This window comes from Natronomonas sp. EA1, from assembly GCF_051195035.1.
Lineage (GTDB): Archaea > Halobacteriota > Halobacteria > Halobacteriales > Haloarculaceae > JBNTJV01.
This window is the reverse complement of the sequence record NZ_JBNTJV010000002.1, coordinates 394504-420464: the sequence shown is the minus strand read 5'-3', so window position 1 is coordinate 420464 and position 25961 is coordinate 394504. Positions and strand designations below refer to the sequence as shown.

Here is a 25961-nt window from a genome sequence, read left to right as displayed (position 1 = left end):
TTCCGTCGGCGTGGACGGCTCAGTCGTCGTCCGCCGCGGGGGCCGGCTGGCCGTGTTCGATCGTCGTCCCGAGCACGTCGAGGAACGCCGCGAGCCACTCGGGGTGGTCCGGCCACGCCTGCCCGGTGACGAGGTTGCCGTCGGTGACGACGCCGTCGACCCACGCACAGCCCGCGCCCTCGACCTCGTGGCGGACGGCGGGGTAGGCGGTGATGGAGCGTCCATCCAGTACGTCCGCCGCGGCGAGGATCTGCGGGCCGTGGCAGATGGCCGCGACGGGCTTGTCGGCCTCGAAGAAGTGCCGGACCGTGTCGAGCACCGCGTCGTACGTCCGGAGGTACTCGGGCGCGCGGCCGCCGGGGACGACGAGCGCGTCGAACTCGCTCGGGTCCACGTCCTCGATGGCGGCGTCGACGGCGAAGTCGTGGCCGCGCGTTTCGAGATACGTCTGGTCGCCCCGGAAGTCGTGCACCGCCGTCTTCACCGTCTCTCCCTCCCCCTTCTCCGGCGCGACGGCGGTCACCTCGTGACCCACCATCGTCAGCGCCTGATACGGGACCATCACCTCGTAATCCTCCACGAAATCGCCGGCGATCTCGAGGATCTGCTTGCCAGTCATTATCTCACACCACTGGAGTGTAGCGGGAACACGGGGTTAACTGTTGTCCCGGGAGTGTTCGGGGAACGTCGTTCCGGCACCGAGCGGGTGTCTCACGGCGTGACGTGTTCGGCCAGTCGGTGACGTAATGCGCGTCCCGGAGCCCCGTGCGGATGGTGACACGACGTGCCATGCCCGTTCCACTCGGCGGACGACGCCGAGCCCGACAGTACCGAGCAGACGGTCGACGAGGCCCGCGACGACCGAGGGGTCGAGCGCCGCGAGTTCATGAAATCCGCCCTCCTCATCGGCGGGACGAGCGCCTTGGGGACGGCCACGAGCCTCTTCGGCGTTCCCGAGGCGGCCGCCGCGGATGCCCCGGTCAGCGTCGCTGCGCGGAACAACCGACAGCACGCGTGGGACCGGTGGGAGACGCACCTTCCGGATCACCAGCAGACGGTGCCGCCGGCGTACCACCTGGTGCTCCTCGCGGACTACGAGGGGGACGGAGCGCCGACGCCGGCCCACCGGCGCGAGGTCGCCGCGGCGTTCGAGCAGCTCGAATCCGCGTTCGCGTGGGGCCACGAGGGGCTCCTGTTCACCGTCGGCTACTCGCTGGGGTACTTCCGGCGGTACGACGAGCCGCTCCCGCCGGGGCTCGACCCCGAGGTGGACCCGACGAACAAGCCGGGGTTGCTCGGGGCACGGACGCTCATCGACGCCGCGGGCGTGACGCTCCCGCGTGAGGACCCGGTCGCGGACACCCACGACGTCTGTCTCCACCTGGCCAGCGATCACGTCCAGACCCTGCTCGCCGCGGAGGCGGCGCTGTGGGGGGAGCGGGAGTCGGCCCACGGGGTCACGTTCGAGGCGACGCTCGACGGCATCCTGACGAAGCCGGCGTCGTATCCGGACCGCCGGGTGGGGTTCGCCGGCCACGACGCGCTGGAGGCGGAGGGCGGCGAGGAGGAGCCGGATGGCGTCTACCCCGACGACATCCCGGAGGCCGCGGACCTCTCGATGGGGTTCAACGACCAGTACCGCAACAGCGTCCCCCGCGAGACGGACGCGACCATGCTCGAAGACCAGCAGCTCGTCGAGCCGAAACCCCCCGGCGTGTTCGCGCAGGGGACGATCCAGCATCTCTCGAAGCTGGACATCAACCTGAGCGAGGACGCCGGCGAGCGGGAGGGTGGGTGGTACGACGATCACTCGGCGGCGGAGCGCCGCCAGCAGATGTTCAGCCCGGACCACACCGCCGAGAACACCGGAGAAGTGGGGGAGGCGCTGGGGAACTCCACCGCGGCGGGGGAGACGGCGATGCGGAACCTCGACGCCGACGAGCCGGACCTCGCCGAGCGGACCGCACAGCACGCGGCCGAGCACGACCGGGTCGGCCACGCCCAGAAGACGGCGCGGGCCCGGTTCGACCTGCAGGAGCGCATCACGCCGGCGGGCCGCGAGCGGCTCTCGGGTGGCGAGGAACCGCTCCCCGCGGACGAGCGGGAGAACACGGTCGGCACGGCCGGGGAGCCGTACGACGAACCCCTGCCGGGCCACGACGGGACCCAGACGACGGAGCAGGTCATCCTCCGGCGGGACGTGGACACGGTCGATGGGAATCGACCGGGGAACCACTTCATCGCGCTCATGCGGTTCGCGCCGTACATGGCCTATATGCGCCGGGCGATGAACGGAGTCGAGTTCGAGACCGGACAGTTTGGCCTCGACCCGGACGCCGACGGGCTCGACCACTCGGGTGACGTTCCCGACGAGAACGACGGCATCGTCCACTACGTCACGACGCAGCGGCGCGGGAATTTCCTCGTCCCGCCGCTCACGCTCCGGGCGCTGCCCCATCCCCGCGGGGAGCCGGTCAGCATCTCGGTCACCCGGCGAGGCGACAGCTACGTCGTCGAGAGCGACGACCTCCACCGGCGGGCGGTCGACCCGGAGACGGTTCGATTCGGGTGGTTCTACGACGTGAACCGGGGGCGCGGGGCCCGCCCGAGCCGGGTGTCGAACCGCGGCGGGACGTTCACCGCGGTGTTCCCGGCGAGCGAAACCGGCATCGACGCGGCTCCCGGCGGCCCGAACGGGGACGACGACGTCCGACTCCGGCTGTTCGCCAAGCGGTCGGACAGCCGCCGGCCGGTCCGCGGGACGGCGAGCCTCCGGACGGTCACCACGGGCGAACGCGGGGCGGGTCGCGGTGACGAGCGCCGTGACGACGGAGACGGTGAGGACGGGGAGCGGGACGAGGCGGAGCGTGGGACCGGCGACGACGAGGGTCGCGGCGATGGGGGCCGCGATGGGGAACGCGGGGCGGGCCGCGGCCGTGGCGACGGAAACGCTGGCCGGGGGAACGGTCGGGGGGCCTGACCGGGCCCCCGCTCACGCCGGATCGGGGAGGTCGGCCAGCCGCGCCTCGAAGCGTTCCCGACGGTCGGCCAGCCGGTCGGCGTCGGCGAGCGCGATGGCCGACGTACACCCGTCGCGGGCCGCCGCGACGGCTCCCGCCTCCTCACAGGCCGTGACGAGGCCGTCGAGCGCGTCGAGCGCGAGCCCGGTCGCCCCGGCGTCGCGGGCGAGTTCGGCGCTCCGCTCGTAGCGCTCTTGCGCCGCTGCCGGGGCGTTCCGCGCCAGTTCGAGATCGCCGAGCGCGCGGAGGGTTCGGACGCGTTCGAGCGTCTCCCCCGTCTCCTCGGCCAGCCGCAGGCTCGCGTCGAGCCGGTCGGCGGCGGTCCCGTACGCGCCCTCTCGGAGTGCCACCAGGCCACGAACGCGGAGCGCCCCGATCTCGGTATCCGGGTCGTCGACCCCGTCACAGCGGTCGCACGCCTCGACGGCGTGGTCGCGCGCGGCGGCGAGGTCGTCGTCGGCCAGCGCCGCGTGGGCGAGCGCGACGAGCGCGTCGACGAAGACGCGTCCCTCGGCGTCCGGGTCGAGCACGTCGACCGCCTCCTGGGCGGTCTCGATCGCGGCGTCGACCTCACCGCGCAGTCGGTGGGTCCGGCTGAGGCCGGCGAGCGCGAGCCCCTCCCGGAGCGGGCGACCGACCTCGCGGGCGAGCTCGAGGGCGTCGCGCTGGTGGCCGGCCGCGGTCTCCAGGTCGCCCCTCGCCGTGGCGATGCTCGCGAGGTTGACGTAGGTCGCGAGCTGTGCGTCGCGTTCGCCCCGCTCGCGGGCGGTCGCGAGCGCCTGCCGGCCGTACTCGGCCGCGTCGTCGAGCGCCCCGCGCTCGCGGGCGACGAAGCCGAGGCCGTTCAGCGCCCGGCCGGCTTCGCCGCGGTCACCGACCGCCCGTGCCAGGTCGAGCCCGGCTTCGAGGTGGTCCGCGCCCGCGTCGAGGTCGCCGGCGTAGACCGCGACCGTCCCGCGGTCGATCCGGGCCTCGGCCAGCCCCCGCCGGTCGCCCACCGACGCGTACCCCTCGATCGCCGCGTCGAGGTGGTCCGCGGCCGCCGTCAGGTCGCCGTCGGTGAACGCGATGGTGCCGAGGAGGGTCCGGCTCGCGGCCCGCTCGCGTTCGTCGTCGAGCACGTCGGCGGCGTCGAGCGCGGCTTCGGCGTGGCGGCATGCGGCGTCGAGGTCGCCCAGCCGCTCGGCGACGAACCCCAGCCCCCGCCGCCCCCTGACGTAGAATCGCGCGTGTGTCGGATCCACGTCGTCCACGACCAGCGGGTCCGGTGCGGCCGCACAGAGCCGCTCGAACCGTGCCCGCGCTGTCTCGAACGCGCCGGCGGCGAAGCGCATCCCGCCGCGGGCCGCGAGACAGCGCAGCGTCGCCTCCCGGTCGAGCCCGTCGGGCGTCTCGGTGTCGAACAGCGGGGCGAGCTTCGGCCACTCGGTGCCGACGCGGACCGTCGCCACGACCGTCTCGGGGGCCACGTCGAGCCGATCGTCGTCGAGCAGCGCGTGGAGCCCCGCGGCCAGTCGGTCGGCGGCGTCGGCCTCACGCGCGTCCAGCAGGTGGGCGAGGAACTGGACTGACCACGCGCCGTGGACCGTTCGGAACCTCCCGTCCTCGCGGGTCCCGAAGCTGACGTGTCCGTCGAGGGCGTCGAGGGCGCGGTCCGTCGAATCGCCCGCGACGGCCCGGACGTGGTCGGGCCGGACCGCGACGCCGGCCGCGTTGAGCGCGTTGACGAGGAGGGCGGCGTCGACGGCTCGGTCGCCGGCGTCGACGACGGTCCCGTAGGCGGCGGCCACGTCGTCGTCGAGCGTGGTGGGGTCGCCGTCCCCGCCGGCGGCGTGCATCGCGAGTCGGTGGGTGAGGAGGAACGCCTCGCTTGCGGGAGCCGACGCGTCGACGTCGTCCCGGACGGCGGCCCGCAGCTCGTCGCCCGGCACGTCGATGCCGACGGTCTCCTCGAACCGGTCGACGAGTCGGTCGCAGTCCCGGCCGAGCAGCCGCGGCATCGTCACCACTTCGACGCGGTCGGTCGCGGCCAGGTCGCGGCCGGTGGCCGGCCCGTCGTCGGTCCACTCCCCCTCTCGGGCGTCGAACAGGAACGAGACGTCGGTATCGGCCAGCCGGGCGGCCGCCGTGAACGCGGCGCTGGCCTGCGGCCGGACGGCGTCCTCCACGACGACGAGCGGCCGGCCGTCGGCGTGGTCGAGCGTCTCGACGAGGGTCTCGACGGCGTCGAACGGGTCGCCGCGGCCGCTCTCACGGTAGTACACGTCCCCGCGGTCGTCCCGGTACCACTCGCAGGCGACGTGCTTGCAGACGGTGCTCTTCCCGCAGCCGGGGGGCCCGACGAGCGCCACGTCCGTCCCGGCTTCGAGGCGGCGGCGGAGCGCCGCGGTCAGGCTCCGGGGCTCACCCTCCGTCTCCAGCGTCCGGTCGGCGGCGTAGCCGGTCTGGACCGCCGGGAGGTCGAGGCCGGCCCGCCACGCGGTCACCGGGTCGGCCGTCGGGCGGTCGGCGAAGAACGCTCGTGTGAGGTGGACGAACCCCTGTGCGTCGAGGGAGGGGCCGTCGGCCCGACTCGCCCCGACCCGGTCGGTGGCCGGCTCGCCGTCGGCCTCGACCGCCGCGATGCGGTCGTCCGCCCACGCCACGGCCGCCGGGGTCTCGTTTTCGAGGAGGCCGCTGACGGTGCCGTCGTCGGAGAACACCACGAGCGAGACGCGCGGGTCGCCGTCGTGGGTGGTGCGGACGAGCCCGTACGGCGGTGGGTCGCCGACGACGAGCGTGAACCGACCCGTGTCCGCCATCGTCGCCATTCGCCGGGGGAACCGCGCCCGCAGCGTCTCGAAGAGGGAGGTGGAGACGACGAGCGTCGCCGTCCCGCCGTCGGTGCAGACGTGTTCGTAGAGCAGTCGCAGGTGCCGGGCGGTGTCGAGCGATGGGAGCACCGCGTGGTAAGTGTCGGCGGCGGCGACGGTCTCGTGGAGGCGCTCGACCGGGCGGTAGGGCGTCGGCTCGTCGGCCGTAACCGTCTCGCCACCGACGACGGCGCTGGCGTCGAACGGGGCGTCCGGCGGGATCGGGGCCAGCACGTCGGTCGTGGCCGCGAGCTCGCCCGCCGTCCGCCGGTACGCGCGGTGCTCGTCGAGCGCCACACGTCCCGCGACCGTGGCGACGTAGCCGCCGTCGGTTCGCGTGACGAGCCCCGCGTCTTCGAGTTGCCTGACGGCCCGGTTGGCCGTCGAGCGCGAGGTGTCCAGTGCGTCGATGAGGTCCCGTTTCCAGTAGGTCCCCTCGCACAGCAGCTCGAGGAACTCCGCCCGCCGTGCGACGAGCTCGATGAACGCTGCCGCCTCCCCACTCATCCTGGTCGGGGGTTGGACGCGTGTTCAAAAAAAGTAGGGTGCTGCTCGTGGGTGGCCCCGTGGCGTCGGCGCGTGGGGGGCGTCCACCCGCGGCTCGTGGGTAAGCAGCGTTCCCGACCGAACGCTTACGGTGGAGAGGACAGACCTACCGGACATGTCACGGGGTGGTACGGACGGGCGGGCAGCGCTCGCCGCGGCCCGTGCGGCGTTCATCGAGGCGCTCGTCCCCGAGCCGCAGCACAAGCCGGCGCTCGTCGAGTCGCTGGGGTACTCGCGCTCGACGGTCGACCGCGCGGTCGGCCGGCTCGTCGAGGCGGGGTTCGTCGAGCGCACGGACGCGGGGTTCCGCGCGACGCTCGCCGGCCGGCTCGCGGCCGAGTCGTTCCGCGAGTTCGAGGGCAACGCCCGGACGGTGCTCGACGGGGTGGCGGCGCTCGGGGCGTTCCCGCGGGAGTGCGGGCTCCCGATGGCCGTCCTCCAGGGGAGCCGGCTGGAGACGTTCGAGACGCCCGCCCGGGCCTTCGAGGCGATGGTCGAGCCGCTCCGGACCGCCGAGCGCTACGTCGCCGTGGTCCCCACACTCGGCGACTCGCGGCTCCTCCGGCTCTGTCACGCCCGGGTCCGGACGGAGGGGATGGCGGCCGAGCTGCTCGTCGCGCCGGCCGTCCTCGAGCGCCTGCGGACGGAGTTCCCGCGGCTCGCGGCCGACCTCGCCACGGCCCCGGACGTGACGGTCCGCCGGCTCGCGGAGCCGTCCCCGTACGGGCTCTCGCTCGCCGCGGGCGAGACGCCGACGGTCACGCTCACTCCCGCGGCGCGCGACGCGACGGCGGTCATCACCACGGACGAGCAGGCGGCCGTCTCGTGGGCGGAGTCGGTCATCGGCGACCACCGGGAGGCGGCGACGGACGTCACCGACGAGGTGGCCGCGCTCGTCTCGGCGCTCGACGACACGCTGCTCGGTCGCCACGAGACACGCGGGCCGGCCGGGCTCGCGGACATCGGCTTCGAGCGGCTCGACGCGGCGGCGTTCTCCCGACGGACGCCGAACGACCCCGCGACGGGCTGGCGCGTCGGCTTCGAGCTCGCGGACGTCTACTACGGCCACCCGTTCGAGCGCCACCACGACGGAGGGTCGGCGGTCGCCCACCTCCGCGACCGGCTCGCGGGCGGGACACACACCGTGGTCACCGGCCCGCCCGGCTCGGGCAAGAGCACGCTCTGTCGGCAGGTCGCGTGCCGCTGGGTCGCCGAGGAGCTGGGGCCGGTGTTCTACCGCGAGACGCCCGCGCGGACGGCGTTCGACCGCCCGGAGCTGCTCACCGCCGCGCTCGAATCGGCCGAGGGACACGCGCTCGTCGTCGTGGAGGACGGCGCGGCCGAGGGGACGGTCCCCGGGCTCGTGGAGGTGCTCGACCACGCGCGGGACGCGCCGCGGGTGACGGTGCTCACGGAGGCGCGCGAGAGCGCGTGGCCGCCGACGCCCGCGGACCCGCGGGCCGTCGCACTGCTCCGGGAGACGCTCGACACTCATCGGCTCGGGGCGCTCACGGCGGCGGAGTGTGCCGACGCCGTCGCCGCGTTCGAGGCCGCGACGGGGCGGTCCGTCCCGCCGTCGGCCGAGACGCTCTACGGCACCATCCGGGACGGGGACGGCCCGGGCGACTGTCACCTGCTCGGGCACCTGCTCGCGGCGTACACGACGCCCGAGCCGTGGCGCGACGCGACGGTGACCGGCACGGGGCTCGACGCGGACGTGCGCGCCGCCTACGAGCGCGTCTCCCCCGACGACCCGGACGACACGCTCTTCCTGGAGGTCGCGCTGCTCGCGGCGGTGCTCGCGGCCGCGAACCAGCCGGTGACGCCCGCGGCGCTCCACACGGTCGCCGTGGCCCACTCCGACGAGACGAGCGCTCACCGGCACGTCGACGCCGCCATCGACACGCTCCGCGGGGTGCTCCTGTTCGACCGCGGCGACGGGGAGGGGTTCCGGACGCACCACCCGTTCTGGGCCGTCCGCTTCCTCCGGATCGCGCTCGAGGATCGCGAGCGCACCGCCGTCGACGCGTTCCAGCGGGCCTGCTCGGCGCTGTTCGCGGCGGCCGACGACCCCGCCGTCGAGGCGAGCGTCGCCGCGTGGTTCGGCGGGCCGGTCGCGGGACTGGAGCCCGTCCAGTCGGCTCCCGACGCGCTCGTCGAGGCGGTGTTCGACGTGCTCCGCCGGGACACGGCGCTCGCGCCGCTGTTCGGGACCACGGCGTACGCGGGGCTCACGCTCCCGGATGCCTGTTCGGCGGAGACCCGGCTCGCCGTCCGCGACGCGCGGCTCTACGGCTGGTACAAGGCGGGCGCCCTCGACCGCGCCGCCCGCGAGGCCGAGGGGCTGCTCGACGCCGTCGAAACGAGTGGCCTCCCGGCCGAGGCGACGGGTGCGTACACCGCCGAGGCCCGCCGCCGGCTGGCCGACATCGCCGACGACCGGGGGGACGCGGCGACGGCCCGCGAGCATCTCCTGGCGGGGCTCGACGCGGTCTCGGAGACGGCGGACCGCTGGACCGAGACGCGCCTGCTCACGTCGCTCGGGATGGTCGAGCTCCACGTGGACGACTACGACGCCGCGGAGCGCTATCTCACCGAGGCCGAGCGCGTCGGCGAACCGCTCGGCCCCTGTGACGTGCGCTCGGAGACGCTCTACTATCTGGGCCGGCTCCACCGGAAGCGGGGGGACTACGCCGAGGCGGAGACGTACCTCGAGGAGACGCTCGCGGTGGACGAGGCGTGTCCCGCGCTGCCGCCCGCGGACGAGGCGGCGACGCTGAACGCGCTCGGCACCGTCGCCATCGACCGCGGGGAGCCCGACCGGGCGGAGTCGTACTACCGGCAGGCGCTCGAACGCCAGCGCGAGGCCGGGAACAGCCGGGGGGTGGCGACGACGCTCGTGAACCTCGGCGACCTCGCGATGGAGACGGGCGACGTCGAGGCCGCCGAATCCTGCTTCGAGGAGGCGCTGTCGGTCGCCCGCGAGGCGGACGTGGCCGTGGTCCACGGCGCGGCGCTCGGGGGGCTCGGACGGGTCGCCACGGCCCGCGGCGCGTACGACGAGGCCGAACGCTACTTCCGGGAGCGGCTCTCCGTGGACGACTCCCCGCGGACCCGGGCCGTCGTGGACCGGTGGCTCGGGACCGTCGCGGTCGAGCGCGGCGACCTCGAGACCGCGGTCGAGCGGTTCACCGCGGCGTTCGAGGCGTTCGCCGAGCTCGGTGCCCCCGACCGCGCGGCCAGCGCGGGGCTCCTGCTCGTCGAGGCGTGTGCGGACGCCGGGGAGACCCGGACGGCCCGCGAGTGGGTCCGCCGCGTGCGTGAGCTGACGCGGGAGGCGGGGCTGGGGGAGTACGAGGAGCGCGTCGCCTCGTGGGACGCCCGGCTCGCCGCGGACTGACCGCGACCTGAGCGGGCGGGCCACGGTGTGACACCCCCCGTCAGCCCGTGAGATAATTCCGCTCGGCTCGCAGTATCCGGTGCGGGGAGGCCCCGGCGCCGGTGCCACTGTTCGCAGTCGAGTTCGGCCGTCCAGACCGACGGCGCGACCTCGCGGCGTCGGGGAGTGGGGGGAACACGCGACCCGCGACGGCCGTTCGCCCGGCGGTGGTCACGGGTCGCGTGGCCTGTGCTTCATCACAGCCGCCAGCCGTGCGCCAGCCGTCCCCGGTGTCCCGGCCCTCCGGGGAGCTACTCCCAGTCCTCGTCCGTCTCTCTGTCCGTCTCGCGGAGGATGAACGGCCCGATGGAGAGCGTGCGCTTCGTCACCGTGGCGATACGCAGGACGTACGATAAGAGCAGCGCGAACGGGAGCAGCGAGACCGCGGCCGCGGCGCTCACCCCGAGGACGACGTGCGGCACCCCGAGCGTCGCGCCCGTCACCTTCGCGGGGTCGAAGAACAGCAGGGTGGAGACGGCGACGACGAGCGCGGGGATCGCCGCGGCGAGCATCGCCCGCGAGAGGTCGACGAGCTCCCACTGGAAGTAGAGCGTCTTGAAGTGCTCGCGGGCGGGGCCGAACAGTTCGAGGGTCTCGATGAACTCGTCGAGCGCGTCGCGGGCCTCCTCACCCAGCTCGTCGGCGTGAGCCTCCCGGAGCCGGCGGGCGGCGTAGAGCTTCCACGAGTAGTTGAAGTTGAGCGCGGCCGAGAGGACGCCGTAGTCCCCGAACCGTGCGTCGTTCAGCTCGTCGTGGACCGTCTCGGCGTTCTCGCGGGTGCTCCCCGTGAGCGACTCGACGCGGTCGCGGAGCTGGTCGTCGTCGGTGTCGAGGCTCGTCTCCAGCGTGTCGGCGGTCTCGCCGGCCACGTCCACGAGCGCGCGGAGGAATGCGGCCGGTTCGGGCGGGGAGGCGGGCGTCCCCAGCGTGTCGGCCGCGTCGCTCCGGAAGGTGAGCGCGGCCTCCATCCGCTCGCGCTGGTCGCCGACGGCGCCGAGCTCCTGCGAGATGACGAGCTGGTTCAGGGTCAACACGAGGGTGACCCCGGTCACCGTGGCGGCCGTCAGCGCCTGGAACAGCGTCTCGGTGGGGTCGCCGGTCCGGAGCGAGCCGACCACGTCCGGGTAGGCGAGCGCGACGAGGCTGACGGCGAGAAACAGCAGCAGGACGATGCCGGCGGCGAGCAGGCGACGGTCGCGTTCGAGGAGGAGCCTGAGCAGGGCGGTGTTCCGGTCCGAGCGCTCCCTGAGGGTGTCCTGCGTCCCGTCGCTCATGGTCGTGTCGTCTCACGGACGACGGAAAAAGCCGATGGTTCGGGTCAGTCGGCCGCGAACTGCGTCAGGTCGTACGGATGGGTGCCGGAGAGCCACTCGAACATCCGGGCTTTCGCCTCGCGGTCGACGCGGACGCCGTCGTGATCGGTTTCGAGTTCGAGGTTGACCGCGCCCTCCAGTGCGGGGCTGTCGGGGCAGTTCCAGAACAGGGGGTCCTCGCTTCCGCGGATGGTGTAGTAGCGGATGTCGCCGGGGGTTTCGTTCTCGTTCAGCAAGGAGAGGGGGTGGTCGTCGTAGTCGTCGTAGTCGGCGCGCAGGAAGGGACTTACCTTGTAGGGGCCGTCGGTCATCCCCGAGTCCGCACACCAGGAACTGAAGATCATGCCGTGGTTCGCGCCGGCCAGCCCGACGAACGCGTCGACCCAGTCGTAGCGGTCGGCGGCGGCGAGCCAGAAGCGTACGCCCGTCACCCCGAGGCTGTGCGCGACGATGGAGACCTGGTCGGCGCCGGTCTCCTGGCGGACGTTGGAGACGAACACGTCGAGCTGGGCCGCCATCGAGGGGTGGGTGGGGCTCCCCTCGTCGAAGGTGATGGCCCAGAGCTCGTCGCCGCGGTACCCACGTTCGAGGAAGTACTCTGCGTGTTCGGTGAAATCACAGGCGTCGCGCTGGTTCCCGTGGACGAAGATGACGGGGGTGTTCTCGACGCCGGGTTCGGTGCCGTGGTGGGCGTGTCCGCCCCACCCGCCGAAGCCGTCGCCGGTGGGCCACGGGAGGTCGTCGTCAGCGGTTCGATCCACCTCACAGCCGACAGCACACCCGCCCTGCCGCTGCGCCCGTCGAAGCCCCCGGAGGTTCGACAGCAGCGCCGGCGAGAACGGCCACCCACGTGTTGCGTTACCAGCTGACATTCGACCTCCTATTATCCTGGGTATTGTATATATCTGACCCCTCGTTCAGGCCGAATGTCAGGCTCTCGTGGGGGTTCTATCACGGTCCTTCATGGGGTTTTCGCGCGCGGGTATCTGACGGGTGTCAGACGAGCAACTGCACGTCCGCGTCACCCATCCGGGCGAGCGCGGTGGCGGCCCCGACCCCGACGGTCACCTCGTCGTAGAAGTCGTCCTCGTCGTAGTCCATGAGGTCGATGGTCATCTGACAGGCCTGGAGTTCGACGCCCATGTCGAAGCAGGTCTCGAGCAGCTCCTCGATGGACGCGGTGTCGTTCTCGGCGATCTTCTTGCCCATCATCCGGGTCGTCACCGTGTCCATCCCCGGCAGCGCCGCGACCACGTTCGGGACGGGCATCGAGGGGTTCCCGACCGCCGAGAGCTTGAGGTTCTTCGAGCGCTCCTCGTGGAGGATGTCGAGCCCCCAGAAGGTGTGGAACACGGTCACGTCCCAGCCGAACGCGGCCGCCGTGCTGGCGAGGATGAGCGGCGGATACGCCATGTCGAGGGTCCCCTTCGTCGCGATGATGACCATCGATCGCTCGTCGTCGGCCGTCCGAACCGCGTCGAGTTCGGCTTCCAGCTCGTCGATACGGGCCTCCAGCGCCGCGAGCGTCTCCTCGTCGCTCATGCCTTTCGCACGTAGTGGGTGTAGCGGCCGTCGCCCTCGACCTGCTCCAGCAGTTCGACGCCGGGGGTCGCCTCGGCCCAGCCCTGCAGGTCGCTCATGCTCCCGGCATCGGTCGCCAGCACCTCGAGGACGGCCCCCGATTCGAGCCCCTCGATGGCCTGTTTGGTCTTCACGACCGGCATCGGGCAGTTCTCGCCTGTCACGTCCAGCGTCTCGGTTGGATCTGGTGTCGTCATGGGTTTGTCTGTATCGCACAATATTGTGGTTGTACTGTAAAAGTGCTGCGGTGCTTTTGCCCCCAGTTGCTGAAATAGGGCGATTTGTGTGTCTATCTCGACTATGGTTGTGCAATGCTTATACAATTCTCTCCGAAGGTTTATCTCCGTGCTTCCGTTAGGGGCGGCCACAGATGAGCGAACTCCCGTTCCCCGAACCGGACGAGCCAGTGGCACCGACGAGTCCCGAGTCTCTCAAGCGCCGTATCGACGCGGGGGAGTCGGTGACGGTCCTCGACGTGCGCGCCGCAAGCGAGTACGAGGCGTGGCATATCGACGGCGAGACGGTCGAGACGGCCAACGTCCCGTACTTCGCGTTCCTCGACGGCGCCTCCGACGCGGTGCTCGACCGGGTCCCCGACGCCGACGAGCTGGTCGTCGTCTGCGCGAAGGGCGAATCCAGTCGCTTCGTCGCGGGCCTCCTCGCCGAGGCGGGCTACGACGCCACGAACCTCGAACGCGGCATGCGCGGCTGGGCGTCGCTCTACGAGTACGACGAACTCGACGCCGACACCGACGCCGTCGTCGCGCAGTACCGCCGGCCCTCCAGCGGCTGTCTCGCCTACATGGTCGTCTCCGAGGGCGAGGCCGCGGTCGTCGACCCGCTTCGCGCGTTCACCGACGAGTACGTGCAGGACGCGAAGACGATGGGGGCGTCCATCGAGTACGTCCTCGATACGCACGTCCACGCCGACCACGTCAGCGGCCTGCGGACGCTCGCGGACGCGGCGGGTGCGACCGCGCTCATGCCCGCTCCCGCGGTCGCACGCGGGGTCGACTACGCGGTCGAGACCGTCGCGGACGGTGACAGCCTCACCGTCGGCGCGGTGGACATCGACGTGCTCCACACGCCCGGACACACCTCCGGGATGACCGCGTATCTCGTCGACGACAGCGTCCTCCTCACCGGGGACACGCTGTTCACGGAGAGCGTCGCCCGCCCCGACTTAGAGGAGGGAGCAGACGGGGCCGCGGACGCCGCGGCGACCCTTCACGACACCCTGCAGGACCTCCAGCAGCTTCGCGACGACACGCTCGTCGCGCCGGCGCACTTCAGCGACGCGGCGACCCCCCGCCCGGACGGCACCTACGCGGCGCGCCTCGGCGACCTCGTCGAGTCGATGCCCGCGCTCTCGCTCGACCGGGAGGCGTTCGTCGCGTTCGTCCTCGACGACATGCCGCCCCGGCCGTCGAACTACGAGGCAATCATCGCTGCGAACCTCGGTCACGAGGCACCCGACGACGCGACGGCGTTCGAGCTCGAACTCGGCCCCAACAACTGCGCGGCCAGTCGGGAGGCCATCACGGAATGAGCCTCGAACTCTTCCCCGCGGGCGTGCTCCACTACGCGCTCGGCGGCCTGCTCATCGGGCTCGGTGCGGCCACCATCTACCTCGCGACGGGCATCGCGGCGGGGGCCTCGACGTTCCTCGAATCGTCGCTCTCGTACGTCTCCGACCTCCCGCGGCTGAACCGCGCGTCCTACGTCGCCTCCCGCGACTGGCGCGTCCTGTTCACGGCCGGCATCGTCGCCGGCGCGGCGACCTACGCGCTCGCGTTCGGGGAGTTCGGCTGGACGACGGCCGTCTCGGCTCCACGGCTCCTCGTCGGCGGCGTCCTCGTCGGGGTCGGCACCCGGCTCGGCAAGGGGTGCACGAGCGGGCACGGAGTCTGCGGGGTCGGCTCCCGCTCGCCGACCTCCATCGCCAACGTCGCGACCTTCCTCGCCGTCGCGGTCGGGACGGCACAGCTCGTGCTCGCGCTGGGGGTGTCGCCGTGAGTCGCTCCCCCGCGTTCGCCCTGACCATCGTCCTCGGGGGTGTCGTCTTCGGCTTCGGGCTGGGACTGAGCCAAATGGCCCGCCCCGAGGTCGTCCTCGATTTCCTCCAACTGCAGGACATGGGCCTGCTGCTCGTGATGGGCGGGGCCGCGCTCGTCTCGGGGGTGGCGTTCGCGCTCGCGCCGCGGCTGCGCGATCGCGCGCCGCTCACGGATGACCCCTACGAACGCCGGCTGAAGTCGTTCGACCGGAACGTCCTCCTCGGGGGCGTCGTCTTCGGGGTCGGGTGGGGCGTCTCGGGGCTCTGTCCCGGCGCGGCCTACGCCAGCCTCGGCATCGGGAACCTCCCCGTCCTCTGGGGCATCGCCGGGATGTTCCTCGGGGCGTACGGCCACGCCTACTGGCGCTCCGTGCGCGCTACCGCCTGACCGTCTCCCCCGGTCGTGCAGTCTTGCTTTTCGACCGCACAAGCGTTATACTGCCGAATCACGTATCGAACGACCAATGCCCGACTCGCTTGCGGAGATGCTCCAGCAGGATATGGCGTGTGAGAGCCTGCTCGACTGTTTCCACGGTCTCACGGAACTGGACCGCGAGGTGTTCCGGACGCTCGCTGACGCCACCGAGCCCCTGACCGTCGACGAGGTGGCCGCGGCGGTCGAACGCGAGCGCTCGACGGCCTACCGCTCCATCCAGCGCCTGCTGGACGCCGGATTCCTCGAGAAACAGCAGGTGAACTACGAGCAGGGTGGTTACTACCACGTCTTCTCGCCGCGCGCTCCGGAGGAACTCGCCGACGAGATGCAGCGGATGTTGAACGACTGGTACGCGCAGATGGGCCAGCTCATCCACGAGTTCCGCGAGACCTACGGGGAGCGCCGGGCCGAAGCGACGAGTTCCGACTGACCGGCACCCCCGTGGAAACGCCTAACTCCGCGGGTTCGCTAGCCTCCCCGTGGACAGCCGTCTCCGTGCACTCGTCGTCGCCCTCCTCGCGGTGCTCGCGCTCAGCGCCGCGGCCGCGACCCTCGACAGCACCCCCACCGGCGAGGGGGGGAGCGGGGTGAGCGACGGCGACGCGACCGGTATCGGCTCCGATAGCTCGTTCAGCCTCGGCGGGCTCGACCCCGCCGACACCTCGGACGCGAGCGACCTCTTCCGCTACCTCCTGTATCTCGTCCTCGCCATCGTCGCCGTTGCCGGCTTGCTCGGCCTCTACCAGTTCTACGAGGAGTACGGCTTCCGGGGGGTCGTCGTGGTCCTCCTCGCGGGTAGCGTGATGCTCGTCTTCATCTACCTCGTGTTCGCCCAGTCCGCGGGTGAGTTCGCCCAGAACGGCTCCGGCGGTATCGGAAGCGAGGGGACCCCCGCGCTCCCCGGCGGCGGGGAGTCGGGTGGCGACCAGCAGGGCGTCCCGACCGCCGACCCGCCCGCGGCGTTCGGCCTCCTGCTCGTCCTCGCCGTCGTCGGCGCGGGGCTCGTCCTCTTCCGGGCGACCGGTGACGAGGAGGCCGTCCCCGACCCCCCGACTGAGAGCGGGTCGGGCGACCCCGAACAGCTCGCGCGGGTGGCCGGCGAGGCCGCCGACCGCATCGTCCGGGGGGCCGTCGTCGACAACGAGATCTACCGCGCCTGGCGGGAGATGACCGACCTGCTCGACGTCCCCAACCCGAACGCCAGCACGCCGACGGAGTTCGCCGAGGCCGCGGTCGACGCGGGTCTCGATCCGGCAGACGTGGCCGAACTCACGGCGCTGTTCGAGGCGGTCAGATACGGGGGTGCCGACCCCTCCGCGGAGCGCGAACGGCGCGCCGTCGACTGCCTCCGGCGCATCGAGGCGCAGGGGTCCCCCCGGGAGGGCGAGGAGGGAGCGGAATGAGGCCGCTCGTCACGCTCGGGGCCCTCGCGGCGGTCGGGGGGCTCGCCGTCGTCGTCCGCCCCTCGCTCGCCGGAACCGTCTCGCCGACGTACCTGCTCGTCGCCGGCCTCGGCGTCTTCGCGGTTCTCACCGGGGTGGGGGCGGCCCGCGCCCGCCTCGAGAGCGAGCGCCTGCGGGCGGACCTCCCGGCGGTGGAAGAACGGCGCACCGTTCCGGCCCCCGGCGCGGCGTTCGACGATCTGCTCGCGCGGCTCTCGCGGGCGGACGGTCGCACGGCCGCGGAGCTGCGGGCGACCGTCCGCGAACGCCTGGAGACGACGGCCGTGAACGTCCTCGTCCACGAGGGGCACTCCCGCGAGCGGGCCCACGCCATGCTCGAGACGGGTGAGTGGACCGACGACCCGATGGCCGCGGCGTTCTTCGCGGAGGGGACGACCGGGTCGCTCGCCGACTCGGTGTGGGGGGCGATCAAAGGGGAGACGGCGTTCCAGCGCCACGCCCGCCGGGTGGCGGTCGCGCTCCACGAGCGGCTGGAGGGCGGGAAATGAACCGGCACTCGCTCTCCGACCCGCGGGCACCCGACCGCCGGCCGGCCCCGGGACAGGCCATCGACCGGCGAACGGACCGCTGGCGGGGGGTGAACGCCCTCGCGCTGTTCGCCGGCGGCGTGGGGGTGCTGTTCGGCCGGCCGAGCCTCCTGCTCGCGGGCGCGGTGGGCATCGTCCTCGCCGCCTACGCCGCGGCCGCGTCACCTCCCGAGGCCGAGCTGCACGTCGAGCGCCGCCTCTCCGACGAGCACCCCGACCCCGGGACGGCGGTGACGGTCACCCTCCGAATCGAGAACGCCGGCGACACGACCGTGCCGGACCTCCGGATCGTCGACGGCGTGCCGGAGGGGCTCGACGTGGTCGAGGGGTCGCCCAGACACGCCACGGCGTTGCGGCCCGGCAAGGCGGTGACGTACCGCTACACCGTCCGTGCGGGCCGCGGGAAACACGCGTTCGACCCCGTCACGGCGCTCGTTCGGGGGTTCTCCGGGGCCGTGGAGCGTGAACTCGCGCTCCCCGTCGAGACGACGCTCCGGTGTGCCCCGCAGCTGACGGAGGGACTCCCCCTGCCGCTGCTCGCGCAGACGACGCCCTACACTGGCCGAGTGGGTACCGACGCCGGTGGCGCGGGCACGGAGTTCCACGCCGTCCGCGAGTACCGGAAGGGTGACCCCCTCTCCCGCATCGACTGGGCGCGCGCGGCCAGAACGGGTGAGTTCGCCACCGTCGAGTACCGGCAGGAACGCGCCGCGGAGGTCGTCCTCGTCGTCGACACCCGTACGGAGGCGTATCTCTCCCCGCCGGGGGACGGGCCGAGCGCGGTCGAACGCAGCGTCGCGGCCGCGGGCGAGGCGTTCACGAGCCTGCTCGACACCGGAGACAGAGTGGGCCTCGCGGCGTTCGGCCCCGAGTGGACGTGGCTCGCGCCCGCGACGGGGGCGGACCACCGGGCGAAGGCCCGCGCGCTCCTCGGGACGGACGAGGCGTTCCCGCCGACGCCTTCTGACGAGCCCTTTTTCGCCTCGCTGCGGCTGGACCGCCTGCGCCGGCATCTCCCGGCGAACGCCCAGCTCGTGCTGTTCTCGCCGCTCGCGGACGACGACATCGTGGAGGCGGCGAAGCGCCTGACGGCCTACGGTCACGGGGTGACGGTCATCAGCCCGGACCCCTCGGGTCGGGAGACGGCCGGCCAGCGGCTCGCCGCGGCGGAACGACAGCTCCGGCTCTCCGCGCTCCGGCGAGCGGGGATACGCGTGCTCGACTGGGGCGACGAGTCGCTGGCCGCCGCGCTGGCGACGGCCGCGACGAGGTGGTCCGCGTGACGGAACGCCCCTCCCGGCTCTCGGTCGGGCTGGCGGCGCTCGCGGGGACGGTCGCGGTCGTCGCGCTCGCCTCGGTGCCGGTCGCCGCGGGGGTCGCCGGCATCGGCCTGCTCGTCCTGCTCGTGGGGCTCGACCGCGCGGTCGGCCGGGCGGTCGGCGCGGGGACGGTGCTGCTGCTCGGGGGCGTGCTCCTCGGTGGGGTGTTCGGCGTCGCGCCCGAGGCGTTGCTGCTCGCGACGGCGACGGCGGTGCTCGCGTGGGACGTGGGCGACAACGGGCTCGGGATGGCCGCCCAGCTGGGGCGCGAGGCGGCGACGGCCCGGGCGGAGCTGGTCCACGCCGCGGCGACGACGAGCGTGCTCGCGGTCGGCACCGGGCTCTGTTATACGGTGTTCCGGCTCGTCACCGGCACGCGGCCGGTCGCGGCGCTCGTCCTCCTGCTGTTCGGGGCGCTCGCGCTCGCCGCGGCGCTCCGCTGACGGGGATTTTTACGTTCGAGGCCGAAGCGGCCCCATGACCGACACCCTCGCGCTGGAACACGACCTGCCCGACGACCTCCGGGACGCCTGCTCTGACGACTCGCGCTCCATCGGCGCGCTGTACAACACCCTCCAGTCGCTCTCCGACGAGCAGTTCGCGGCCCGGTTCGAGGACTCGCTCGACACCGTCCGGGAGGTGTGTGCCGAGGCGCCCGACATCCCCCTGCTCGCCGTCGTCCTCGGGCTGACCGTCGCGGACGCCGAGAGCATCGAGGACGGCCCGCTCGTCGGGGACGCGGCCGTCATCACCGCGCACATCCCCGGCGTGGACGGCGGGGTGGCCGACCTCCGGTACTGCGACCCCGACGCGACCGCGCTCGACTACTTCCTCTTTCTCCCGCTCCGGCCCGAGGACTGCCCGCCCGGAACGGGCGAACCGGCGAGCGACCTCTCGATGGAGGAGTACCGCGAGATCGTCTCGGCGATGTGTTATCAGCGATTCAACCTCCTGCAGAACGACGTGGACGCCTACACGGAGAACTACATGCGTCCCCTGGTGCGAGGACTGGAGGCGTTCGCGGAGCGTCGCTAGAGCGTCGGGACGGGCGTCTCGTCCAGTACGTCCTCGATGATTCGTCGCTTCTCGACCTCCTCGACGCGGGCGTCGGGGGTGAGAACCAGCCGGTGGGCCAGCACGGGGACGGCGACGCGTTTCACGTCGTCCGGGGTGACGAACGCCCGGCCGGCGACGACGGCGCGGGCCCGTGACGCCTCGAACAGCCGCTGGGTCCCACGGGGGGAGACGCCGATCTGGACGCGGCGGTCCCGTCGGGTCGCGCGGGTGAGCGCGGCCATGTACGCGAGCAGGTCGTCCTCGACGCGGACGGACTCGGGGGCCTCGCGCAGCGCCCGGACCCGGTCGGGTGAGAGCACGGGCTCGATGGCGGGCGACCGCTCGGCCCGGCCCGCACGCCGGCGGAGGATCTCGATCTCGCCGGCCTCGTCGGGGTAGCCCACCGCCGTCTTGACGGCGAAGCGGTCGAGCTGCGCCTCGGGGAGCGGGAACGTCCCGCCCTGCTCGACGGGGTTCTGCGTCGCGATGACGAAGAACGGGTCCGGCAGTTCGTGGGTCTCGCCGTCGACGGTCACCTGCTCCTCCTCCATCGCCTCGAGGAGCGCGGCCTGCGTCTTCGGCGGCGCGCGGTTGATCTCGTCGGCGAGGACGACGTTCGCGAAGATGGGGCCCTCGCGGAACTCGAACTCGCGGTCGCGTTCGTTGAACACGTGCGTCCCGGTTACGTCGGAGGGCAGCAGGTCCGGGGTGAACTGCACGCGGGAGAAGGAGAGGCCGAGGGCTGTGGCGAGCGACCGGGCGGTGAGCGTCTTCCCCGTCCCCGGCACGTCCTCGAGGAGGACGTGACCGCGCGCGACGGCCCCGGTGAGGACGGTCTCGAGGAACGTCTCGTCGGCGATGACCGCCTCGGAGACGGCATCGAGCACCGCGAGACAGTCCTCGTGGGCGGTCTGGATATCCATATCCGAGTCCGGTCGGCTGGCTGTTTAGTGGTTCCGGACAGAAATCGGGTGGTCACCGGCGGTCCGCGCGTTCGGCCTCACCAGCCGTCGTACGCCGGGGTCGCGATGGGCGGCTCCTCCGTGGTCTCTGGCTCGTCGCGCCCGCGCCGGTGTACCCGCGCGACGAGGATGCAGCTCCGTCGGAACATCAGTCGAACTATGCGCCGTGTTATCATAGGCGTTCGGGCCGAAAATCGAAACCGACTAAACCGTCCGCGGGGAAGGTGGTGATGAGCCGAGGTAGCCTAGCCCGGCCAAGGCGGCAGATTCGAAATCTGCTGTCCTCACGGACACGTGAGTTCAAATCTCACCCTCGGCGCTTCTGACGCGAACAAGCCCGCGAGCGACACGCAAAGCGGTCGCTCGCGGCCGTGAGCGTCGAAGCGCCACGGTGAGATTTGAAGCAGGGAGGAGCTTCGCTCCGACCGTGGTTCAAATCTCACTCCTTGAATGCCGCTTCGCGTCTCACTGCTTGAATGCCGCTTCGCGTCTCACTCCTCGAATTCCCGCTACAGCTATTGTCTCCTCGGTAGTGTCTGATGCATGAAAAATCGTCTTCCCGCCGCGATACACCTGACACAGCTCCTCGTCGGATTCCTCCTCCTCGCTGTCTATCTGGTCCCTGCGGTCGTGTCGCTTACGGACCCGCGGTTCGGGGGTAACGCGCTCATCGGGGTCGAATTCGGGGTGCTGTTGCTAACGAACGGTATGCGTGACGTGCTGGACGAGTAACGGACTCGCCCACTGTGCCCCCTGCTACCATTTCACGGCAATATTCGCCACACCTATCCGCTCACACCCCAACGGCGAGGCATGGAAATCGTCGAGGACACGCTCGGCCCGGACATCGACATCTTCCTCTCGCGGCCGCTGTTCGCGCATCTGGCGACGACGTGTGACGCTGGTCCCCGCGAATCGCCGGTCTGGTATCTCTGGGAGGATGGGGTGATGTGGATCAACGGCGATAGAGAGACGGACTCGTTTCCGGGGCGGGTGGAGCAGGACCCGCGGTGTGCGGTGGGTGTCGTGGACTCCGACTCCACGCGGGGGTTGATCCAGCACGTCGGGATGCGCGGGGCGGCGTCGGTGGTGCCGTTCGAGCGGGAGCGCGGGAAACGCCTGCTCTCGCGGTATCTGGGCCCGGACCCGGACGCGTGGGACCCACGGTTCCGGAGTTTCATCACCAACCCGGCGGAGTCGTCGGTGTTCGTGAAGTTCGTGCCCGAGACGGTGGTGGCGCGCGACCAGTCGTACGCGCCGACGCCGGGCGTTTAGGACTCCCTACGTCTCGGCGGGGTCGCCCGTCCGGTCCTGTGCGAGCCCCCCGCGGAAGGCGATCCACGCGAGGACGGAGACGAAGAGGATGGGCGGGAGGATCATGAAGCCCCACAGCGGGTCGAGCCCCCACAGCAGGAGTAGGACGACGTCCGCGACACCGAGCGCGAGGAAGGGAACCACGGCGAGGACGGCCTGCTTCCGGCTCAGTTCGGTTTCCATGCGCCGGCTTGGGAGCGCCGGGGTAAAAACGGCGCGTTCGCGGCGTGGACTTCGTCGATGAGGAAAAGAATTAATATTATGAAGAACGTGAATGATATTAGGGGCGCTGGCCAGTCGAGCCTCCCCGGACTCGACTTCTCCCCCCCCACCCCCGTCGGCCAGTCCCCTCCCCCGCTTTTGTCCCTCGTTCCCCGCCGAGCTGCCGCCCTCGATTATTAACTCTACCCCGTGTATGCCCTCTTTTTTGTGAATGATGGGTGAGTACGTAACAGCTGAGTTAATACCGTCGGCGCTCGAATTCCGGGTAATGACCGATTCGACGAGTGAGCGCCGGCTGACCCTCCGGGTGCCCTCGATGGACTGCGCCTCCTGTGCGGGGCACGTCTCGACGGCGCTCGATGACGCCGGGTTCACGGCGTACGACCTCGCCCCTGCGACGGGCCGGGTCGTCGTCAGCTACGACGGGGACGAGGAGCGCCGGGAGCGGGCGGTTCGCGCGGTCGAGGCCGCGGGCTACGAGGTGACGGGTATCGACTCCACCGACGCCGACGACCTCCGGAGCGACGTGTGGGGCTCGCGGCGGGCGAAGCGGACGGCCGTCGCGGCCGTCTTCGCCACACTCGGGCTCGTGACGGGCGCCCTCGGCGTCGAGGTGGGGCTGCCCCTTCCACTGGGGGACCTCCTGCTCCTCGTCGCCATCGCCGTCGGTGGCGAGGTCATCCTCCGGGCCGGCTACCGCTCGGCACGGACGTTCTCGCTCGACATCGACTTCCTGATGAGTGCGGCCATCCTCGGCGCGACGGGGGTCTCGCTGTTCACGGGCGCGGAACTCTACGTCGAGGCCGCCTCGCTCGCGGTGCTGTTCAACGTCGCGGAACTCTTAGAGACCTACTCCGTTGACCGCGCGCGCTCCTCGCTCGCGGAGCTGCTCGAACTCGCGCCCGAAACCGCGGTCGTTCGCCGGAACGGCGAGCGCGAGACCGTCCCCGTCGAGACCGTCTCGAGGGGGGAGACCGTCATCGTCGAACCGGGGGCGAAGATCCCCCTCGACGGCCGCGTCACCGCCGGCGAATCGGCCGTGAATCAGGCTCCCATCACGGGTGAGTCCGTCCCCGTGGACAAGGAGCCCGGCGACGAGGTGTACGCCGGAACGGTGAACGAACACGGCTATCTCGAGGTGGAGACCACGGCGACGAGCGACGAGAACACCCTCTCCCGGGTCATCGAGCTGGTCGAGGACGCGCAGTCGCGCCAGACCAAACGCGAGCAGTTCGTCGACCGGTTCGCGAGCTACTACACGCCGCTCGTCGTCGCCTTCGCAGTGCTGACGGCGGCGGTCCCGCCCCTGTTCTTCTCTGGGGACCCGGTGACGTGGTTCGTCCGCGGGATCGCCCTGCTCGTCATCGCCTGTCCCTGCGCGTTCGTCATCTCCACGCCCGTCACCGTGGTTTCGGGCGTCACCGCCGCGGCCCGCAACGGCGTGCTCGTGAAGGGTGGTGACCACCTCGAAGCGATGGGGGAGGTCGGCATCGTCGCGTTCGACAAGACGGGGACGCTGACGACGGGAGACCTCGAAGTGACGGACGTGGTGCCGCTCAACGGCAACAGCGAGGCGGACGTGCTCGCCTGTGCCCGCGGGCTCGAAACGCGGTCGGAACACCCCATCGCGTCGGCCATCGTCGACCACGCCGAGGCGAACGGCACGGCTGCCGAACGGGAGGGTCACGGCCCCGAAGTCGAGGGGTTCGAGGCGCTCGCCGGGAAGGGCGTCCGCGCGGAACTGGGAGGCAAGACCCACTACGCTGGCGCGCCGGGGCTGTTCGACGAGCTGGGCTTCGACCTCTCGCACGTCCACTTCACGACCGACGCGGGGGAGCTCCCCGCCTCCACCGCGGCGCAGTGCGAGCAGGCCGGCTGTCTCGACCTCGTGCACGACCTCGTCCCCCGTCTCCAGCGCGAGGGGAAGACGGTCGTCCTCGTCGGCACCGACGAGGAGGTCGAGGGTATCATCGCCGTCGCCGACGGCGTTCGCCCCGAGGCGAAGGCGACCGTCGCGCGGCTGAACGAGATGGGCCTCCGCACCGTGATGCTCACCGGGGACAACGAGGGCACCGCCAGGGCCGTCGCCGACGAGGTCGGTGTCACCGACGTGCGCGCGGGCCTCCTCCCCGAACAGAAGGTGGCGGCCGTCGAGGCCTTAGAGGAGGAGGGCCGGGTGGCGATGGTCGGTGACGGCATCAACGACGCGCCCGCACTCGCCACCGCGACGGTGGGCATCGCCATGGGTGCCGCGGGCTCCGACACCGCCATCGAGACGGCCGACATCGCCCTCCTCTCGGACGACATCGCCAAACTCCCGTATCTCGTGGAGCTCTCCCGGACCGCCACGGGCGTCATCCGGCAGAACATCTGGGCGAGCCTCGGCGTGAAGGCTCTGCTCGCCGTGGGCATCCCGCTGGGCTACGTCAGCGTCGTCCTCGCCGTCCTCGCCGGGGACGTGGGGATGACCACGCTCGTCACCGGGAACGCGATGCGGCTCGCAGGGATCGACCCCGACGCGGAGTAGTTACCGGGGGCTCCACGGGAGCCGTCGCTCACCGGCCGCGAAACGGGAGAACGCGCGAGTCGTCAGTTGTGAACGCGCGAGTCGTCAGTTGTCGGCGCTCGCGCCTGCGGCGTCACCGCCTGCGATGCCCGAGACGGCCTCACCGAGCGCCTCGATGCTGCCGGTCAGGAAGTCGTTGATCGTCTGGTGGATGTCACCGACGAAGTCCGGGACGGGCTCGGGCAGCTCACCGGGTGGCCCCTGCGAGCCCGCGTCGTCGGGTGCGTTACCGGGGGCCGCGGCGGCCGCCCCCGCGCTCACGAGCAGTCCGAGGACGGCCAGCGCCGCGACCGCGAGTTTGGTGCGTGACATTGCACTCGCTGCAAGGGGAGAGAGCCACTTCAAGGGGTGATTTCGTTGCTCGCCGTTCACTCGATTTCGGGGGTTTGAACGCTCCTCTCGGGGGTTAAACGGTATAAACAGTTCTTCACAGGCGGGCTCACCCGTGGGGGGAGAAAGTACTTGTCGTCGGGTCTGAAGATTCTCGTATGGCTCCCTCCACGCGCCGCGCTCTCCTCCACGCCTGCGGGGTCGCTCTCGCGGGCGGCCTCGCCGGGTGTGTCGCCGGGTCGGACGGCGACCCGACGGATTCGCCTCCAGAGTCTCCCACGCACACCACGATTTCCTGTGAACAGCAGGACCCAGTCGATGACCTCACCGTCTGGAACGCGCTTGACTCGGCACACACCGTCGCCGTCACGGTGATGAACACCCGAAACGGGAGCGAATCGGTGGTCTTCGAGGATACGTACGAGGTGCCCGCAGGAGAGCAGACCACGACAGCGGTGGTGTTCGATGGGGACATCGTGGGAGAGTACACGATGACCGCCGAGGCTGACAACGGGTGGACGAACTCGGGAGATGTCACTAACGTCGCGGAGAACGCGTTCCGGTACGGAATCAACGTGGAACTGAACGGGGAGGCGGAGGAGTTGTTCATCTCACCGATTCACTCCGACCCTGGACCGACGCACGAGCTCGGCTGCGAGCGTTAGAGTTCCGCGAGCGACGCCTGCTCGCCGGGGTCGGGGTCTCTTCGAGGAGGAGTGCGCCGCCCCCCGACGACGTAGCCGTCCACCGCTCCCTGCGCATGAGGCGGGGCGTCCTGCACCCAGACGCTTCGCCCGGGCGGGGAGAGCCTGCGGGCCCACTTCCGGGCGAGGGCTTTCGAGTCGAAATCGTGGACGGCACCCTCGTCGCGCACCCACGCCCCCGCACGCGGGGAGACGCGCCGGGCGGACCGTTTCACCTCCACGACGTAGCTCACGGCCCCCCTTCGACGGGCGGGG

The 25961-nt window shown here is 71.7% G+C and carries 25 protein-coding genes and 1 tRNA gene; 16 read left to right on the top strand and 10 right to left on the bottom strand.

The window, feature by feature from the left end:
• Window positions 1-19: 19 nt before the first annotated feature.
• Window positions 20-619: a DJ-1/PfpI family protein gene (locus ACQUQR_RS08045; RefSeq protein WP_435195943.1), complete on the bottom strand. Its 600-nt coding sequence runs from the start codon at window positions 617-619 to the stop codon at window positions 20-22.
• A 165-nt stretch (window positions 620-784) separates the two neighbouring features.
• On the opposite strand from ACQUQR_RS08045, the gene ACQUQR_RS08040 reads away from it, so the two are divergent.
• Window positions 785-2980: a DUF7405 family protein gene (locus ACQUQR_RS08040; protein ID WP_435195942.1), complete on the top strand. Its 2196-nt coding sequence runs from the start codon at window positions 785-787 to the stop codon at window positions 2978-2980.
• A 12-nt stretch (window positions 2981-2992) separates the two neighbouring features.
• Here the strand turns inward: ACQUQR_RS08040 and ACQUQR_RS08035 are convergent, their stop codons facing one another.
• On the bottom strand, window positions 2993-6379 hold the full coding sequence (locus tag ACQUQR_RS08035) for a tetratricopeptide repeat protein (protein ID WP_435195941.1): 3387 nt from the start codon (window positions 6377-6379) through the stop codon (window positions 2993-2995).
• A gap of 154 nt (window positions 6380-6533) precedes the next feature.
• Here ACQUQR_RS08035 and ACQUQR_RS08030 point away from each other — a divergent pair, with 154 nt between their 5' ends.
• Window positions 6534-9818: a tetratricopeptide repeat protein gene (locus ACQUQR_RS08030; RefSeq protein ID WP_435195940.1), complete on the top strand. Its 3285-nt coding sequence runs from the start codon at window positions 6534-6536 to the stop codon at window positions 9816-9818.
• A gap of 290 nt (window positions 9819-10108) precedes the next feature.
• Here the strand turns inward: ACQUQR_RS08030 and ACQUQR_RS08025 are convergent, their stop codons facing one another.
• The 4 genes from ACQUQR_RS08025 to ACQUQR_RS08010 form a co-directional block, all read right to left on the bottom strand.
• Window positions 10109-11131, bottom strand: a complete 1023-nt coding sequence (locus tag ACQUQR_RS08025; protein WP_435195939.1) for a hypothetical protein — start codon at window positions 11129-11131, stop codon at window positions 10109-10111.
• A 44-nt stretch (window positions 11132-11175) separates the two neighbouring features.
• Window positions 11176-12042 carry an esterase/lipase family protein gene (locus tag ACQUQR_RS08020; RefSeq protein WP_435195938.1) on the bottom strand — a complete coding sequence of 289 codons (867 nt, stop codon included), beginning with the start codon at window positions 12040-12042 and terminating at the stop codon, window positions 11176-11178.
• Between the two features lie 124 nt (window positions 12043-12166).
• Window positions 12167-12712 (bottom strand): DsrE/DsrF/DrsH-like family protein, encoded by a 546-nt coding sequence (locus ACQUQR_RS08015; RefSeq protein WP_435195937.1) that lies wholly within the window; start codon window positions 12710-12712, stop codon window positions 12167-12169.
• The gene (locus ACQUQR_RS08010; RefSeq protein WP_435195936.1) at window positions 12709-12948 is read right to left on the bottom strand and encodes a sulfurtransferase TusA family protein; all 240 of its coding nucleotides are present in this window, start codon (window positions 12946-12948) and stop codon (window positions 12709-12711) included. The genes ACQUQR_RS08015 and ACQUQR_RS08010 overlap by 4 nt, the downstream gene beginning before the upstream one ends.
• A gap of 173 nt (window positions 12949-13121) precedes the next feature.
• Here ACQUQR_RS08010 and ACQUQR_RS08005 point away from each other — a divergent pair, with 173 nt between their 5' ends.
• The 9 genes from ACQUQR_RS08005 to ACQUQR_RS07965 all read left to right on the top strand — a co-directional run bounded on the left by ACQUQR_RS08005 (window position 13122) and on the right by ACQUQR_RS07965 (window position 19587).
• Window positions 13122-14300 carry an MBL fold metallo-hydrolase gene (locus ACQUQR_RS08005; RefSeq protein WP_435195935.1) on the top strand — a complete coding sequence of 393 codons (1179 nt, stop codon included), beginning with the start codon at window positions 13122-13124 and terminating at the stop codon, window positions 14298-14300.
• Window positions 14297-14767 carry a YeeE/YedE family protein gene (locus tag ACQUQR_RS08000; RefSeq protein ID WP_435195934.1) on the top strand — a complete coding sequence of 157 codons (471 nt, stop codon included), beginning with the start codon at window positions 14297-14299 and terminating at the stop codon, window positions 14765-14767. Before ACQUQR_RS08005 ends, ACQUQR_RS08000 begins: the two co-directional genes overlap by 4 nt.
• Entirely contained in the window at window positions 14764-15195 is a 432-nt protein-coding gene (locus tag ACQUQR_RS07995) for a DUF6691 family protein (RefSeq protein ID WP_435195933.1), read from the top strand. Before ACQUQR_RS08000 ends, ACQUQR_RS07995 begins: the two co-directional genes overlap by 4 nt.
• Before the next feature lie 76 nt (window positions 15196-15271).
• A complete protein-coding gene (locus tag ACQUQR_RS07990; RefSeq protein WP_435195932.1) occupies window positions 15272-15673 on the top strand; it encodes a helix-turn-helix domain-containing protein in 402 nt (133 codons plus the stop codon).
• Between the two features lie 49 nt (window positions 15674-15722).
• Entirely contained in the window at window positions 15723-16646 is a 924-nt protein-coding gene (locus ACQUQR_RS07985) for a DUF4129 domain-containing protein (protein WP_435195931.1), read from the top strand.
• The gene (locus tag ACQUQR_RS07980) at window positions 16643-17194 is read left to right on the top strand and encodes a DUF7269 family protein (protein ID WP_435195930.1); all 552 of its coding nucleotides are present in this window, start codon (window positions 16643-16645) and stop codon (window positions 17192-17194) included. Before ACQUQR_RS07985 ends, ACQUQR_RS07980 begins: the two co-directional genes overlap by 4 nt.
• Complete coding sequence (locus ACQUQR_RS07975; RefSeq protein WP_435195929.1) at window positions 17191-18516, top strand: DUF58 domain-containing protein; 1326 nt, start codon at window positions 17191-17193, stop codon at window positions 18514-18516. The genes ACQUQR_RS07980 and ACQUQR_RS07975 overlap by 4 nt, the downstream gene beginning before the upstream one ends.
• Complete coding sequence (locus tag ACQUQR_RS07970) at window positions 18513-18995, top strand: DUF7519 family protein (protein ID WP_435195928.1); 483 nt, start codon at window positions 18513-18515, stop codon at window positions 18993-18995. The genes ACQUQR_RS07975 and ACQUQR_RS07970 overlap by 4 nt, the downstream gene beginning before the upstream one ends.
• 34 nt (window positions 18996-19029) lie before the next feature.
• A complete protein-coding gene (locus ACQUQR_RS07965; protein WP_435195927.1) occupies window positions 19030-19587 on the top strand; it encodes a hypothetical protein in 558 nt (185 codons plus the stop codon).
• Here ACQUQR_RS07965 and ACQUQR_RS07960 read toward each other — a convergent pair.
• Complete coding sequence (locus ACQUQR_RS07960) at window positions 19584-20531, bottom strand: AAA family ATPase (protein ID WP_435195926.1); 948 nt, start codon at window positions 20529-20531, stop codon at window positions 19584-19586. The genes ACQUQR_RS07965 and ACQUQR_RS07960 overlap by 4 nt on opposite strands.
• Window positions 20532-20804: 273 nt before the next feature.
• On the opposite strand from ACQUQR_RS07960, the gene ACQUQR_RS07955 reads away from it, so the two are divergent.
• The 3 genes from ACQUQR_RS07955 to ACQUQR_RS07945 all read left to right on the top strand — a co-directional run bounded on the left by ACQUQR_RS07955 (window position 20805) and on the right by ACQUQR_RS07945 (window position 21845).
• Window positions 20805-20889, top strand: a tRNA-Ser gene (locus ACQUQR_RS07955).
• Between the two features lie 224 nt (window positions 20890-21113).
• Entirely contained in the window at window positions 21114-21302 is a 189-nt protein-coding gene (locus tag ACQUQR_RS07950) for a hypothetical protein (RefSeq protein WP_435195925.1), read from the top strand.
• An 81-nt stretch (window positions 21303-21383) separates the two neighbouring features.
• Window positions 21384-21845 carry a pyridoxamine 5'-phosphate oxidase family protein gene (locus tag ACQUQR_RS07945; protein WP_435195924.1) on the top strand — a complete coding sequence of 154 codons (462 nt, stop codon included), beginning with the start codon at window positions 21384-21386 and terminating at the stop codon, window positions 21843-21845.
• A gap of 6 nt (window positions 21846-21851) precedes the next feature.
• Here ACQUQR_RS07945 and ACQUQR_RS07940 read toward each other — a convergent pair whose 3' ends face one another.
• A complete protein-coding gene (locus tag ACQUQR_RS07940) occupies window positions 21852-22067 on the bottom strand; it encodes a hypothetical protein (RefSeq protein WP_435195923.1) in 216 nt (71 codons plus the stop codon).
• Between the two features lie 307 nt (window positions 22068-22374).
• On the opposite strand from ACQUQR_RS07940, the gene ACQUQR_RS07935 reads away from it, so the two are divergent.
• The gene (locus ACQUQR_RS07935) at window positions 22375-24633 is read left to right on the top strand and encodes a heavy metal translocating P-type ATPase (RefSeq protein WP_435195922.1); all 2259 of its coding nucleotides are present in this window, start codon (window positions 22375-22377) and stop codon (window positions 24631-24633) included.
• 84 nt (window positions 24634-24717) lie between these two features.
• Here the strand turns inward: ACQUQR_RS07935 and ACQUQR_RS07930 are convergent, their stop codons facing one another.
• Entirely contained in the window at window positions 24718-24984 is a 267-nt protein-coding gene (locus ACQUQR_RS07930) for a hypothetical protein (protein WP_435195921.1), read from the bottom strand.
• A 176-nt stretch (window positions 24985-25160) separates the two neighbouring features.
• Here ACQUQR_RS07930 and ACQUQR_RS07925 point away from each other — a divergent pair, with 176 nt between their 5' ends.
• Window positions 25161-25667: a hypothetical protein gene (locus tag ACQUQR_RS07925; protein ID WP_435195920.1), complete on the top strand. Its 507-nt coding sequence runs from the start codon at window positions 25161-25163 to the stop codon at window positions 25665-25667.
• Here the strand turns inward: ACQUQR_RS07925 and ACQUQR_RS07920 are convergent.
• Window positions 25664-25939 carry a hypothetical protein gene (locus ACQUQR_RS07920; protein ID WP_435195919.1) on the bottom strand — a complete coding sequence of 92 codons (276 nt, stop codon included), beginning with the start codon at window positions 25937-25939 and terminating at the stop codon, window positions 25664-25666. The genes ACQUQR_RS07925 and ACQUQR_RS07920 overlap by 4 nt on opposite strands.
• Window positions 25940-25961: the final 22 nt, after the last annotated feature.